Source organism: Pseudomonas sp. AL 58 (assembly GCF_036348395.1).
In the GTDB taxonomy this organism is placed as follows: Bacteria; Pseudomonadota; Gammaproteobacteria; order Pseudomonadales; family Pseudomonadaceae; genus Aquipseudomonas; species Aquipseudomonas defluvii.
Window position 1 is genome coordinate 57,266 of sequence record NZ_JAZBQR010000014.1, and the last position, 12,847, is coordinate 70,112.

Below are 12,847 nucleotides of genomic sequence, written 5' to 3' on the forward strand. Positions count from 1 at the left end.
GGGCTTTTTAATGCCTTTTGTCGGTAACAGCCTGTTGAGCAAGGTATTTTTTCTGATTGATTGATCTCGCTCAAACGCCTGAGCAGTTGGTCTCGCGGCTGTAACACTTGTGTGTCTTACTAGGTGCGATTCAATCGAGGAGGACCTCAATGCGTATCAGGGAAGCGACTTATTGGCGCTGGGCAGACCGGCAATTGAGCTGCCGTAGCCATGATGAAAAACTCAGCGACGGCATCAGTATTGATGTGAAAGCCCGCCTTTCACGTACTGGCGCTACACAGTTGTTCGTGGGTATCTATGCCCGCAACGGCAAGGCGTTGGTCGAGGAGTACTACGCGAACCGGCCTTGCGAAAGCATGACCCGGGCGTTGGTGTGGGGGGTTGATCGGGCCCGGGCCTTGGCCACGGGCGCAATAGCGATTGAAACCCAAACGTTACGGCGCCAGGCCTAGGGCGTGCCGTGGCGATTGCGGCTGGCCTGGACAATGCGTTGGGCTGGCACGCGTAACTGCGTTAGCAGGTATTCGGCAAAGTCTGCGTCGTAGGGTTGCAAGGCAATGGCCTGTGCCATGCACTCAAGCCACTGGGCGCTATGGGTTTCATCGATCGGCCACTGGGCATGGAATGCCGGGATCGAGATGGGCCCATAACGCTCACTGAACAGCCGTGGGCCACCCAGCCAACCGCTGAGAAAACAGGCCAGTTTGTCCCGGGCCATGCTCAAATCTTGCGGGTGCATGCGTCTAATGAGTGCAGCTTCCGGGCGTTCGTCCATCAACCGATAGAAATCGTCGACCAGTCGGCGCAGGCCATCAATGCCGCCAGCGGCTTGGTAGGATGCATCGCCAGTACCGAATGCAGGTTTGTTCATCCGCAGGACTCATGAGCTCAAAGGGTCATTGTAGCCAGAGCTGGCGCCGCCTTGAACGAAAAAAGCCCGACCTTTTCAGGCCGGGCTTTCTCGTTGCAATGGCGTGATCAGCTGTAACGGTCGATCAAGCGTACGCCAGGCTGGTTTTGTACGGCGGCCCATTCATGTTGCAGGGTCTGCAGTACGTTACCGATGAAGTGGGTATCGGCAGCGGCCTTCTTGCCGACGTAGCCATGGCCACGGCGGTACATCTTGAAGCGGGCACGCATGTTCGGGTTGCGTTGCTCGAACTCTTCTTCACCAGCCAGCGGCGAGACCTTGTCGATGCGAACTTCGCCCGAGTCGCAGACCCAGAGAATGTGGCTGTCGAGACTGTCCTTGCGTGCTGCGAACAGCCGGGCCAATTCGTCGATAGTAGGTTGATTGTTCAAGTTCATCATTAAAGCCCCCTTAACCACCATTAATTGTTGAGTTATTGCTTGGCGCCAATCATGTAGCGTTGACAGAAAGCTGCTACAGCAGCGTCACAACAGGGGGCTTCTACTTTCTGCCTTTTGGGCAGTACCCATCCAGCGACAGCTCTTGGATCCGTTGAGCCGTCTGGAACACCCTTGCCAGCGCTCCCGATCGGGGAGACGTCTGCATCATGCAAGCGGCGATGAACGGCGTCAATAGGGTTTGTAGTGTTTTTTTATCTTCACTACATATTGTCCGACAATACCGGGCCTGGGCTTATTGATCCGCATCAGCGCAGGTGTCATCGGGATGGCGGATCATGGCTGGCACATGCCTTTCAGGGAGATCCTCATGCATTCACCGGCCTCCACGCCTTCCTCAGAAACCGCCAAGGCTTCGCTGCCGTTGGGCCTTATGGTCGGTATTGCGGCCTTGATTGCGGTGCTGTTGCTGCCATTGCCGGCTGACTTGCCTGTGGCGGGGCAGCGGGTCTTGGCGATCCTCGCATTTGCCGTGGTCATCTGGATCACTGAAGCGGTGTCGTACGAAGCCAGCGCCATCATGATCACTTCGCTTATGGCGTTCTTGCTTGGCACGGCACCGACCCTGGCCGATCCCTCGGTGACGTACGGTTCGTCCGCCGGGATCACCATGGCCTTGACCGGGTTCTCCAACGCAGCGCTGGCGCTGGTGGTTGGCGCCTTGTTCATTGCGGCGGCGATGACTCACACCGGGCTGGACCGGCGTATCGCTCTGGTGACCTTGTCCAGTGTTGGTGTCAGCACCCGGCGCATCCTCTTGGGCGCCGTCGCGGTCACGGTATTGCTTAGCCTGGTAGTGCCCAGCGCGACGGCGCGCAGTGCCTGTGTGGTGCCGATCATGATGGGGGTGATTGCGGCCTTTGGCGTCGACAAGCGCTCAAACATCGCCGCCGGGATCATGATTATCGTTGCGCAGGGCACCAGTATCTGGAACATCGGTATCCAGACCGCAGCGGCACAGAACCTGCTGACAGTGGGCTTCATGGACAAAATGCTCGGCGGGCGGGTGTCTTGGATTGACTGGCTGATCGCCGGTGCGCCCTGGGCGGTGCTCATGTCGTTGGTGCTGATCGTCGTGGTACTGAAAATGCTTCCGCCAGAGAGCGACAGCATTCCCGGTGGCAAGGCGGCGGTGGCGGATCAGTTGGCCGCATTGGGGCCGATGACGTCTGCGCAGAAACGCTTGTTAGGCGTTTCGGTCCTGTTGCTGCTGGCCTGGGCCACCGAAGGCAAGTTGCATCGCTTTGACACGACCTCGACCACCTACGCCGGGCTGGTCTTGCTGTTGCTGCCGCGCTTTGGCGTGATGACCTGGAAAGATGTGCAGTCGCGCATTCCGTGGGGCACGGTGATTGTCTTCGGTGTCGGGATCAGCCTGGGCACTACCTTGCTCACGACGCAGGCCGGGCAGTGGCTGGGGCAGCAGGTCGTGGCCCATACCGGCCTGGACCAACTCGGTACATTGGGGGTGTTCTCGATTCTTGCGGCGTTCCTGATCCTTATCCACCTCGGTTTCGCCAGTGCCACCGCACTGACCTCGGCGCTGCTGCCCATTTTGATTGCCGTGCTGCAGACGTTGCCGGGCGACTTCAGTCGCCTGGGGATGACCATGGCGTTGGGGTTTGTCGTCAGTTATGGCTTCATCTTGCCGATCAACGCGCCGCAGAACATGGTCTGCCTGGGTACCGAAACCTTCAATGCCAGGCAGTTTGCGCGGGTCGGTGTGGTGATTACCCTGATCGGCTACCTGCTGATGCTGGTATTCGCGGCGACTTGGTGGCACTGGCTGGGCTGGATGTGAAAACAGGGTGAGACTTCGCGGTGGCGTCGCCACCGTGTGGGAACTGGCGTGCCAGTGATGCACACACCGCGAACTCACTGACACCCAGTCAACACCTTTGCAGGCAGGCTCACGCTCGCAGGCGCTTGCCCGTCAGAAGTTCGCCGGGGTGTTGGCGCTGATGATTTCGGCTTCATCCGGGCCGATGTTCTTGAAGCTGTGGGGCAGGGTGGTGGGGAAGTAGTAACCGTCACCGGAATTGAGCACGCTGACCTGGCCATCGACGCGCAATTCGATGGTGCCACGGGTAACCAGGCCGCATTCCTCGCCCTCGGTATGCACGATCGGCTCTTCACCGGAGTCTGCGCCGGGTGCATACAGTTCGCGCAGCATACGCATTTGCCGACCTTCCACGCTGGCGCCGACCAGCAACAGGCGCAGGCCGCTATTGCCCAGGTCGGGTTGTTCGTTGGAGCGGAACACGAAGCGTTCCTGGCGCGGCGGTTCATCGAAGCTGAAAAACTCTGCCAGAGACATCGGGATGCCTTCGAGCAGTTTCTTCAGGGAACTGACCGACGGGCTGACGCGGTTTTGCTCGATCTGCGAGATCGTCGAGTTGGTCAATCCGCTGCGTCTGGCCAGTTCCCGTTGCGAGAGCTTGTTGCGTTCACGCACCAGTCTGAGTCGTGTCCCCGTATCCATAGCTGCCTTAGTGTCAAAAATAAATGGCGACGCATTAAAGCACACTCGGGCCCTCAGTAGCGCACGCTCAATTGACACGTCCCGACCACATGCTGCGTAACACGCCGTCGCGGCGGATCAAGCCGTGAACCAACGCCGCCGCCAAGTGCAACAACACGGTCGCGAAGAGCAGGTAGGCGAGCCAGCCATGCGCCTGGCGAAGGACGGCGTAGACGCGGATATCCTGAGGCAGCAGTGCGGGTAACTGCAGGGGTAATGGATAACCTCCCGCCGAAAGCATGCCCCAGCCGAGCAGCGGCATGGCCAGCATCATCCCGTAGAGCACCAGGTGCGATGCCTTGGCTGCCCAGCGTTGCGCCGGTGGCAGGTCGCTCGGCAACGCGGGGCTGCCAACGCACATGCGTACGCCGATACGGATCAATACCAAGACCAGAAGGGCCAGCCCCACCAGCTTGTGTACGCTGACCAACAGGGTGTGCCGGGGTGACAGGTCACTGATCATGCCTACACCGATGAACAGCATGCTCAGGATCAGCAGAGCCATCAGCCAGTGCAGCCCGCGCAGCAGGGGATGGAAGGAGGGGTTCATGGTTGTACTCCTGAATGGGCCGCTTCGCGGCTGCGGCGGTTGAAGGATTCCGAGTAGGCGGCCGAGCGGGCGGCGAGAATCGGATCAGCAGACGGTTCAATGCCGGTTGGCAGAATCAGTGGGTCGAAGTTCAGGTCACGGCAGGCGCCTTGCTCGGCCGCATCGACCTGCTCAATGACCACGGTGCCCGCGTTGACTTGCCGCCGTTGCTCAGGCCAGGGTTGAGCGGGATCGTCGACTGCATCGCCCGGCTCGGCCAGGGTCAACAGCAGGTTCCAGCGTAAGGGGCCTTCGGTCAGGCGTTTGCGCAGGTCATTCTGCAGGTAATTCGGGTCTTCCACCTGGGCCGGTAATGCACTGAACGGGGTCAGTGGCTGTAGTTTCCAGCGTACGTAATGCGGGGTGCCCTTGGCGTCGATCAGGCGAAAGGCGTTGATGCTGTGGTAAGCCGAACTGGCAAAGCTGTCGGAGGGCTTATAGTCCTTGACCCACTGGCGAAAGGCCGCGCTTTCCGGGTGTGCGGCAAAGAAGGCCTGCAACCTTGCCGGGTCGGGTTTACCGGTGGCGGGTACCGGCGTCATTGCTAGCACCTGTTCGTAGAAACCCTCGATGGTGTTCACTGCCAGTACCGGCGGGGTATTCATGCCACTGCGCCAGCGTTGTCCATCATCGCTGGTGAATTCCACGGCCAGGCTGCGAGTGGCGACGCTGGCATCGGCGCTATGCGGGTTGGCGCCGCCGATGGCGAAGCGGCCAATAACCGGTACCCTTGGCTGGGCAAACACCCGAGCGCTTGAGAGTTCGGCGGCCTGGCCGCTGCTTTCAAAGTAGCCGCTGACGCACAGGCCTTTGGCGTGGTTTTTCCGGTAGCCAGGGTAGTGCCCGGCCTGAGCTTCGAAGGTGTCGACGATACGTTTCGGTGTCAACCGGTCCGGGCCGATCCAGCCGGCGGTGAAGGCAAAGCCTGCGCCCAGTGCAGCGACGCCTAGGCCGATGGCAGCCAGGCGCAGTGTACGGGCGCGACCGTTTAGCGGAGTGCTCATGGTGCTATCCAGGTCAGTAAATGAGCGGGTAGGACGCACCCGCTGAAGTTTTATTCCATTGGCCTGGAATAAAATTCGCGGTCGGCCGTCTGCCTCGTACACTGACTGCACGACGATCACGGATCACTCGATGAACGAACTGGATGACGACCAACTACGCGAGATGCTTCAGCGGCTGCGCCGTTTCGCCTTGTGGTTGACCCGCGAGGGCACGAGCGCCGACGACCTGGTGCAGGCAACGGTGGAGCGAGCATTGAGCCGGGGCGCGCAGCAGCGTGATCCTGCGAGCTTGCGTGCCTGGCTGTTCTCGATCCTTTACCGGCAGTTTCTCGACAGCAAGCGTCGAGAGCGCCGCCATATGCGCTGGCTGAGCTGGTTCGGGCGGGCCGAAGAGGCCGGGAACAATACCGAGGACATTGTCGAGGCTCAGTCTGGCCTGGCTGCCTTTGCCAGGCTTTCGGCGGAGCAGCGCGCCTTGTTGATGATGGTGAGTGTTGAAGGCATGAGCTACAAGGAGGCCGCGCAGGCCCTGGATGTACCGATTGGCACGGTGATGTCGCGTTTGTCGCGGGCCCGTGCAGCACTGCGAGAACTGACCGAGGGCACGCCGTTGCCCCCTGGGTTGCGGAGGTTGAAATGAGTCGGTTGATCCCATCCGAAGAGGAATTACAGGCTTACGTCGATGATCGGTTGCTGCCCGAACGCCGACGTGAGGTAGACAGGTACCTGGCGGCACATCCGCAGCGGGCCGCCGAGCTTGATGCCTGGCGTGCCGATGCCCGGCGTTTGCGTGCTGCCCTGGCGGGGCAAATCGAACAAGCGCCTAACCCGCGTCTCGACCCGGCCTGGGTTCGCCGCGACCTGCGTCAGCGTCGCCAGCGCCGCTGGGCCAGTGCTGCGATGCTGCTGGTCGCGTTGGGCGTAGGGGGGCTGGGTGGCTGGCAGGCGCGGGAGGTCAACCTGATGGCTGGCAACCCGCCGATGGCCGACGCCGTGCAGGCGCACCGGTTGTTCGCCTATGCATCCTCCCTGGACTTGTCCGTAAACACCCCAGAGCAACTGCAGGCCTGGTTGGGCCAGCACTTCAGGCATGCCGGTAATCTGCCGGACCTCTCGGCCTATGGGTTTACCCCGGTAGGGGCACGGTTGCTCAGCAATGAGCAGGGCCCGGCCGCGCTGCTGCTGTTCCAGGACCGAAACGGTGAGCGTGTCAGCCTGTTCCTGCGTTCTCCCAGTGAGCGTTATGTGCGGATGCCCAGTGGTGAGCGCACCGAGGGCGAACTGCAGGCGCGCTACTGGTCTCGCGGCGACTATAACTATGCGTTGATCAGTGACGTTGCCGATGTGCGTGGCGCGCAGTTGCGCCAGGTACTGGGCACCGCCCTGTAGCCCGGGTGCTGCCTGCTATTCATTAATCGAATACCGTAAATCACTGCGTTCGATTTATCGAATCCCGAGTCCCGCTCTAAGATCCTCGGCACTGACTCATCACTGGCCCCGCGGCCATAGCAGGAGAACCCGATGAACATTTTGATGGTGCTCACGTCCCACGACACCCTGGGTAATACAGGCCACAAGACCGGCTTCTGGCTGGAAGAGTTCGCAGCCCCTTACTACGCATTTCTCGATGCAGGGGCGCAGGTCACCCTGGCCTCGCCCAAGGGCGGCCAGCCGCCGATCGACCCCAAGAGCGACGATCCCGGCGCGCAGACTGCCGCCACTGAACGCTTCCAGGCCGATGAGGCTGCACGCAAGGCCCTGGCCAGCACCCTGACTTTGGCTCAGGTCAACGCTGATGATTTCGATGCACTGTTCTACCCCGGTGGTCATGGTCCGCTCTGGGACCTTGCTGAAGACCCGCGCTCGATCGCTTTGATTGAGCGTTTCCAGGCACTGGGCAAGCCCGTTGGTGCGGTCTGCCACGCTCCGGCGGTGCTGCGCCACACTGTGGACGCCAACGGCGCGCCTTTGGTCAAGGGCAAGCAGGTGACGGGTTTCAGTAACACCGAAGAAGCGGCTGTCAACTTGACGGACGTGGTGCCTTTTCTGGTTGAAGACATGCTCAAAGGCCATGGTGGGGTGTACAGCCGTGCCGAGGACTGGCACAGCCATGTGGTCGTCGATGGCTTGCTTGTAACCGGGCAGAACCCGGCGTCCTCCGATGCCACCGCCCACGCCTTGCTCAAGCTGCTCTAAGGCTTGAGAGCTGGCTGCCGCTGAGGCAGGCGCTGTTCAGCCTGCCTTCTCTTCGTTTCAGCATCAGACGAGTTGATTACATGTCCGCACTCTTTACCCCGTTCCAGCTCAAGGGCGTGACCTTGCGCAACCGCATTGCCGTCCCACCGATGTGCCAATACACCGCCACTGACGGCTTGATCAATGACTGGCACCTGGCGCACTACACCAGCCTTGCGCGTGGTGGTGCCGGCCTGGTCATTGTCGAGGCCACCGCTGTTTCACCGGAAGGGCGCATTACCCCGGGTTGTGCCGGCATCTGGAACGATGCCCAGGCCGACGCGTTGGCTGAAGTCGCCTCTTCGATCAAGCGCGCCGGTGCCGTACCGGGTATTCAGATCGCTCATGCCGGTCGCAAGGCCAGTGCCAACCGTCCGTGGGAAGGCGACGATCACATTGGCGCAGAGGATGCCCGTGGTTGGGACACCCTCGCACCCTCGGCGATTCCTTTCGGTACTCATCTGCCGAAAACCCCAAAGGCCATGACCCTCGAAGACATCGCCCGTGTTCGCGCTGACTTCGTGGCGGCGGCACGCCGTGCCCTGGCGGCCGGTTTTGAGTGGCTGGAGCTGCATTTTGCTCATGGTTACCTGGGCCAGAGCTTCTTTTCCAGCCATAGCAACCAGCGCGATGATGCCTACGGTGGCAGCTTTGAAAACCGTAGCCGCTTCCTGCTTGAAACCCTGGCGCAGGTGCGTGAGGTCTGGCCGGAGCACCTGCCGCTGACCGCGCGTTTCGGTGTCATTGAATATGACGGTCGCGACGAGGCGACGCTGGAAGAGTCCATCGAGCTGGCCAAGGCATTTCGCCGGGGTGGGCTGGACCTGCTCAGTGTCAGCGTGGGTTTCACTGTGCCGGACGTCTCTATTCCATGGGGGCCAGCGTTCCTTGCGCCGATTGCCGAGCGCGTGCGTCGTGAAGCGGAACTGCCGGTGGCTGCTGCGTGGGGCATCGACAATCCGGCAATCGCGCAAGCTACCCTGGCCGAGGGGCAGATGGATCTGGTGATGGTGGGTCGCGCTCACCTGGCCAACCCCAATTGGCCTTACCAGGCGGCACTGCAACTGCAGGTAGAACGCCCTTCCTGGGTGCTGCCCACGCCCTACGCCCACTGGCTGGAACGCTATCAGGTCAGCCAGTAGACTGGCCGACCTTCAGCACTGAATATCGCAGAGAGGACTGTATTGATGATTCACGTCATTGCCCGTGTAGTCGCGTTGCCGGAGCACCAGGCACAGGTTGAGGCGGAGCTGCGCACGATGGTCGCGGCTACCCGCCAAGAGCCGGGCAACCTGTGCTATGACCTGTTTGCGGACCTTGACGGTGGCGCCGGGTTCTCGTTGTTCGAGACCTACGCCGACCAGGCAGCACTGGAGGCTCACCGTGACAGCGCGCATTTTCAGGCCTACCGCAGTCGCATCAGCGGCTGGCTGGCGACACCTCCGGAAGTGCAGGTGCTACGCGCCCTGGATCAGGCGCAGAAGCCCCGCGCCTGAAGCTCGCCTTGATACCCGACACCGCTAGCGGGTAATACGCAGGGCAGTCGTTGTCGTAGAGGTGGATCACGCCGCGCGGGGCTGATTCACCTCTACCGTAATGTGTACCAGTTCTTCGTGAATACTCAACCGCTGGCGCACGGCATCGGCGTTGAATGAGCCGTGGCTGACGAGGGAGAGGATACAGGCGTACTTTCCTTTACCAACACGCCAGACATGCAGGTCGGCGATTTCCGCCTGGATCGGGAACTGCTCGATCACCTCGCGGATTTCCTCGACGACTGGCGCGTCCATCTCGGCATCCAGCAGCACGCGCCCGGTTTCACGTAGCAGGCCTACGGCCCAGATCGCAACCATTGCCGCGCCGACAATCCCGATCAATGGGTCCAGCCATGCCGCGCCCCAGAGTTTGCCGCCGATCAGGGCGATGATTGCCAGCACCGAAGTCGCCGCATCGGCAATGACGTGCAGGTAGGCTGAGCGCAGGTTCAGGTCGTGATGGTGGTGGTCATGCCCATGTCCATGCCCTTCATGAGCGTGCCCGTGGTGGTGATCGTGATGATGCGAGTGATCGTCCTTGAGCAGCCAGGCGCAGGCAAGGTTCACCGCCAACCCGACAATGGCAATCGCGATGGCTTCGTCATAATGGATCGGGCTGGGGCTGAACAGTCGCTCGACGGACTGGAACAGCATCAAGCCCGCGATACCCAGCAGCACGATAGCGCTCGAGTAGCCACCCAGTATCTCGATTTTCCAGGTGCCAAAGGCGAAGCGCCCGTCATTGGCCAATTGCCGGGCCGCGCGATAGGCAAACACCGACAAGCCCAGCGCCAGAGCGTGTGAGCTCATGTGCCAGCCGTCGGCAAGCAGTGCCATCGAGTTGGACAACCAGCCGCCGCAGATCTCTGCGACCATCATCACCAGGGTCAAACCCAGGGCCCAGCGGGTCTTTTTTTCCGCCAGCGGATTCCCTTCGTCGAAGACATGGGAATGCCGGTACTCGGAGGCCAGTGAATTCATGGGTATCATGCTCGGGATAACAGGGGGTTCGCATACTATACCCCAGTATACTAATTGGCGAGAATGCAATGGCACACACAACCAAAGGCAAGAAGCAACTGCTGACCCGGGTTCGCCGGATCAAAGGGCAGGCAACGGCACTGGAAACGGCACTGGAGCAGGACACTGACTGCATCGCGATCCTGCAGCAGATCGCGGCCATTCGCGGCGCCGTCAATGGCTTGATGACCGAGGTGATGGAGGGTCACATTCGTGAGCACCTCGGAGCAGAGGATTTGACTGCGCAGCAGCGGCAAGCCGAAGTCGACCAGATTGCCGCTCTGCTCAGGTCTTATCTGAAGTAGGGCGATTGATAGCGCTTAGTGGCGTGCCGTGCGCTGTTGCAGGTACTCGATGACGGCCTGTTGTTCGCCAACGAACTCAACCCGTTCGCCCTTGCTGGCGCGCTGGAAGGCGTACATCGGGTCGTAATACTCGTTCAGCAGGCCAGCGATCCAACCGCGGTGCAAGTCGACCTGAGCACTGCGTTGCTGCTCATCGAGCGCGTCCTGCAGCAGGGTCGAGAAACGCTTGTAGCGCTCGCCACCCAGGCGTTTCTGGATGTTCGCCATGCTGTTTTGCAAGCGCTGGGCATACTGTGCGAACCCCGTTTCCTCGCCGTGGACAGCGATGAACTCGGCACACAGGCCCGTGACGTAGTCCTGAAGAATGCGTTCGATACGGTGTTCCAGGCTGTCTTCGAGCCAGACCATGGGGTACTGCTGCATGCCCTGGTAGAGCTCCAGGGGCAGGTTGCAGCTGCCGACCAGGCGGCTCTCGTCCTCGAGTACGAACTGTTCGATACCGGCATCACGCTTTTTCAGCAGGTCGATGGCCAGGCGGTTTTCAAAGTCAATCTGTGCCGGCTGGCCGGTAGCGCGCTTGCCGAAGCTGGAACCACGGTGGTTGGCCAGCCCCTCCAGGTCGATGGCGTTGCGCAAGGCATGGATCACATCGGTCTTGCCGGTGCCGGTGAGGCCGCCGACCAGCACGAAATCGCACTGCGCCACGGCCTGCTGGGTGGTCTCAAGGAGGAAGGTGCGCATTGCCTTGTAGCCACCGACTACACGCGGGTAGTCGATACCGGCCTCGTCCTTGAGCCACTTCTGGGTGATCTGTGAGCGCAGCCCGCCGCGAAAGCAGTACAGGTATCCGTTTGGATTGGCCCGGGCAAAGGCAGCCCAGGCGGCAATGCGCTCGTCCTTGGTAGCACCGCAGACGAGTTGGTGGCCCAGTTCAATGGCCGCCTGCTGGCCGCGTTGCTTGTAGCAGGTGCCGACTCGCTGACGTTCCTGATCATTCATCAACGGCAGGTTGACTACACCGGGAAAGGCACCTTTGTTGAATTCAACGGGGGCGCGAACGTCCATCAGTGGCACATCATCGATAAACAGTGAGCGGTAGTCGTGGGTGTTGTCAGCCATTACACCACCTCTACCGCGTGCCGCTGTCGCTCGACCAGTTCACCGATCGGAGCCAGTGTCAGGCCCAGTTCGGTGGCTACAGACAGAAATTCGGCTTCACCCTCGGGGCTTACCGCAACCAACAGGCCGCCGCTGGTCTGCGGATCGCAGAGCAGGTTTTTCTGTTCATCACTCAGGGCTGCGATCTTCTCGCCGTAACTGTCGAAGTTGCGTTGCGTGCCGCCAGGCACACAGCCTTCGGCCAGGTAGTAATCGACGCCGGGCAGGCGCGGTACGGCGCTGTAGGTGATGCGTGCGGTCAGGTTGCTGCCGTCGGCCATTTCCACAAGGTGGCCGAGCAGGCCGAAACCGGTAACGTCGGTCATTGCCTGAACACCTGACAACTTGCCGAAACGGCTGCCGGGTGTATTCAGTGTGCACATCCAGTCGCGGGCCAGGTGTTTGTCCTCCTCGCGCAACCGGGCTTTCTTTTCCGCCGTGGTGAGGATGCCAATCCCCAGTGGCTTGCTCAGGTAGAGGCGGCAGCCCTGTGTGGCGGTGTCGTTGCGTTTCATGTGGCGTTTTTCGACCACGCCGGTGACGGCCAGGCCGAAAATCGGCTCGGGTGCATCAATGGAGTGGCCACCGGCCAAGGGAATGCCTGCGGCATCGCATACGGCGCGGCCACCACGAATCACTTCGCGGGCCACTTCTGCGGGCAGCAGGTTCACTGGCCAGCCGAGAATCGCGATGGCCATCAGTGGGTCGCCACCCATCGCGTAGATATCGCTGATGGCGTTGGTGGCGGCAATGCGGCCGAAATCATAGGGGTCATCGACAATCGGCATAAAGAAATCGGTGGTCGAGACTACGCCGCGCTCGTCATCGAGTGCGTAGACGGCGGCGTCATCGCGTGAGGCATTGCCGACCCAGAGTTTCGGGTCCAGATGCTGGGCGCCGCTACCGGCCAGGATCACGTCCAGCACCTTGGGGGAAATCTTGCAACCGCAGCCGGCACCGTGGCTGTACTGGGTCAGGCGAATGGGTTCGCTCATGTCACACCTCAAGGAGTTATAGCGCCGGATTCTAGCAAAGCTGGTCTTTGTGCTGCTAACTCCTATAATTCGGCACCTGTAAGCCCTACCTATTGCGCTGTCGAACCGGAGAACTCC

At 61.0% G+C, this 12,847-nt stretch carries 16 protein-coding genes; 8 read left to right on the forward strand and 8 right to left on the reverse strand.

Features of this window, described 5'->3' with window-relative positions:
* The first annotated feature begins 149 nt into the window (after positions 1-149).
* Positions 150-452, forward strand: a complete 303-nt coding sequence (locus UIA24_RS16265) for a hypothetical protein (RefSeq protein ID WP_099775065.1) — start codon at positions 150-152, stop codon at positions 450-452.
* Here the strand turns inward: UIA24_RS16265 and UIA24_RS16270 are convergent.
* Together UIA24_RS16270 and UIA24_RS16275 are read right to left on the reverse strand one after the other, a co-directional pair.
* The gene (locus tag UIA24_RS16270; protein ID WP_330523310.1) at positions 449-871 is read right to left on the reverse strand and encodes a group II truncated hemoglobin; all 423 of its coding nucleotides are present in this window, start codon (positions 869-871) and stop codon (positions 449-451) included. The genes UIA24_RS16265 and UIA24_RS16270 overlap by 4 nt on opposite strands.
* A 107-nt stretch (positions 872-978) precedes the next feature.
* A complete protein-coding gene (locus UIA24_RS16275; RefSeq protein ID WP_065757698.1) occupies positions 979-1,308 on the reverse strand; it encodes a hypothetical protein in 330 nt (109 codons plus the stop codon).
* A 370-nt stretch (positions 1,309-1,678) separates the two neighbouring features.
* On the opposite strand from UIA24_RS16275, the gene UIA24_RS16280 reads away from it, so the two are divergent.
* The gene (locus UIA24_RS16280) at positions 1,679-3,169 is read left to right on the forward strand and encodes a DASS family sodium-coupled anion symporter (RefSeq protein WP_099775063.1); all 1,491 of its coding nucleotides are present in this window, start codon (positions 1,679-1,681) and stop codon (positions 3,167-3,169) included.
* A 132-nt stretch (positions 3,170-3,301) separates the two neighbouring features.
* On the opposite strand, the gene UIA24_RS16285 is transcribed toward UIA24_RS16280, so the two are convergent.
* From UIA24_RS16285 to UIA24_RS16295, 3 genes are all read right to left on the reverse strand, one after another.
* On the reverse strand, positions 3,302-3,850 hold the full coding sequence (locus tag UIA24_RS16285; RefSeq protein WP_065757648.1) for a cupin domain-containing protein: 549 nt from the start codon (positions 3,848-3,850) through the stop codon (positions 3,302-3,304).
* Between the two features lie 67 nt (positions 3,851-3,917).
* Positions 3,918-4,439 carry a cytochrome b gene (locus UIA24_RS16290; protein ID WP_330523311.1) on the reverse strand — a complete coding sequence of 174 codons (522 nt, stop codon included), beginning with the start codon at positions 4,437-4,439 and terminating at the stop codon, positions 3,918-3,920.
* Complete coding sequence (locus tag UIA24_RS16295) at positions 4,436-5,482, reverse strand: catalase family peroxidase (protein ID WP_330523312.1); 1,047 nt, start codon at positions 5,480-5,482, stop codon at positions 4,436-4,438. Before UIA24_RS16295 ends, UIA24_RS16290 begins: the two co-directional genes overlap by 4 nt.
* Before the next feature lie 130 nt (positions 5,483-5,612).
* On the opposite strand from UIA24_RS16295, the gene UIA24_RS16300 reads away from it, so the two are divergent.
* The 5 genes from UIA24_RS16300 (at position 5,613) to UIA24_RS16320 (ending at position 9,213) form a co-directional block, all read left to right on the forward strand.
* Entirely contained in the window at positions 5,613-6,122 is a 510-nt protein-coding gene (locus UIA24_RS16300; protein ID WP_102051570.1) for a sigma-70 family RNA polymerase sigma factor, read from the forward strand.
* Positions 6,119-6,871: an anti-sigma factor family protein gene (locus UIA24_RS16305; RefSeq protein ID WP_330523313.1), complete on the forward strand. Its 753-nt coding sequence runs from the start codon at positions 6,119-6,121 to the stop codon at positions 6,869-6,871. The genes UIA24_RS16300 and UIA24_RS16305 overlap by 4 nt, the downstream gene beginning before the upstream one ends.
* Before the next feature lie 132 nt (positions 6,872-7,003).
* Positions 7,004-7,678, forward strand: coding sequence for a type 1 glutamine amidotransferase domain-containing protein (locus UIA24_RS16310; protein ID WP_065757643.1), 675 nt, complete (start codon positions 7,004-7,006; stop codon positions 7,676-7,678).
* An 80-nt stretch (positions 7,679-7,758) separates the two neighbouring features.
* Positions 7,759-8,859: an NADH:flavin oxidoreductase/NADH oxidase gene (locus UIA24_RS16315; protein ID WP_330523314.1), complete on the forward strand. Its 1,101-nt coding sequence runs from the start codon at positions 7,759-7,761 to the stop codon at positions 8,857-8,859.
* A 45-nt stretch (positions 8,860-8,904) separates the two neighbouring features.
* Positions 8,905-9,213 carry a putative quinol monooxygenase gene (locus UIA24_RS16320; RefSeq protein ID WP_102051572.1) on the forward strand — a complete coding sequence of 103 codons (309 nt, stop codon included), beginning with the start codon at positions 8,905-8,907 and terminating at the stop codon, positions 9,211-9,213.
* Between the two features lie 66 nt (positions 9,214-9,279).
* On the opposite strand, the gene dmeF is transcribed toward UIA24_RS16320, so the two are convergent.
* Entirely contained in the window at positions 9,280-10,233 is a 954-nt protein-coding gene (dmeF, locus tag UIA24_RS16325) for a CDF family Co(II)/Ni(II) efflux transporter DmeF (protein ID WP_330523318.1), read from the reverse strand.
* 68 nt (positions 10,234-10,301) lie between these two features.
* Between dmeF and UIA24_RS16330 the strand changes: the two genes are divergently transcribed.
* A complete protein-coding gene (locus UIA24_RS16330) occupies positions 10,302-10,577 on the forward strand; it encodes a metal/formaldehyde-sensitive transcriptional repressor (protein WP_065757639.1) in 276 nt (91 codons plus the stop codon).
* Positions 10,578-10,592: 15 nt separating this feature from the next.
* On the opposite strand, the gene mnmH is transcribed toward UIA24_RS16330, so the two are convergent.
* Both mnmH and selD read right to left on the reverse strand, forming a co-directional pair.
* Positions 10,593-11,696: a tRNA 2-selenouridine(34) synthase MnmH gene (gene mnmH, locus UIA24_RS16335; protein WP_330523319.1), complete on the reverse strand. Its 1,104-nt coding sequence runs from the start codon at positions 11,694-11,696 to the stop codon at positions 10,593-10,595.
* Positions 11,696-12,730 carry a selenide, water dikinase SelD gene (gene selD, locus UIA24_RS16340; protein ID WP_099775056.1) on the reverse strand — a complete coding sequence of 345 codons (1,035 nt, stop codon included), beginning with the start codon at positions 12,728-12,730 and terminating at the stop codon, positions 11,696-11,698. Before selD ends, mnmH begins: the two co-directional genes overlap by 1 nt.
* Positions 12,731-12,847 lie beyond the last annotated feature (117 nt).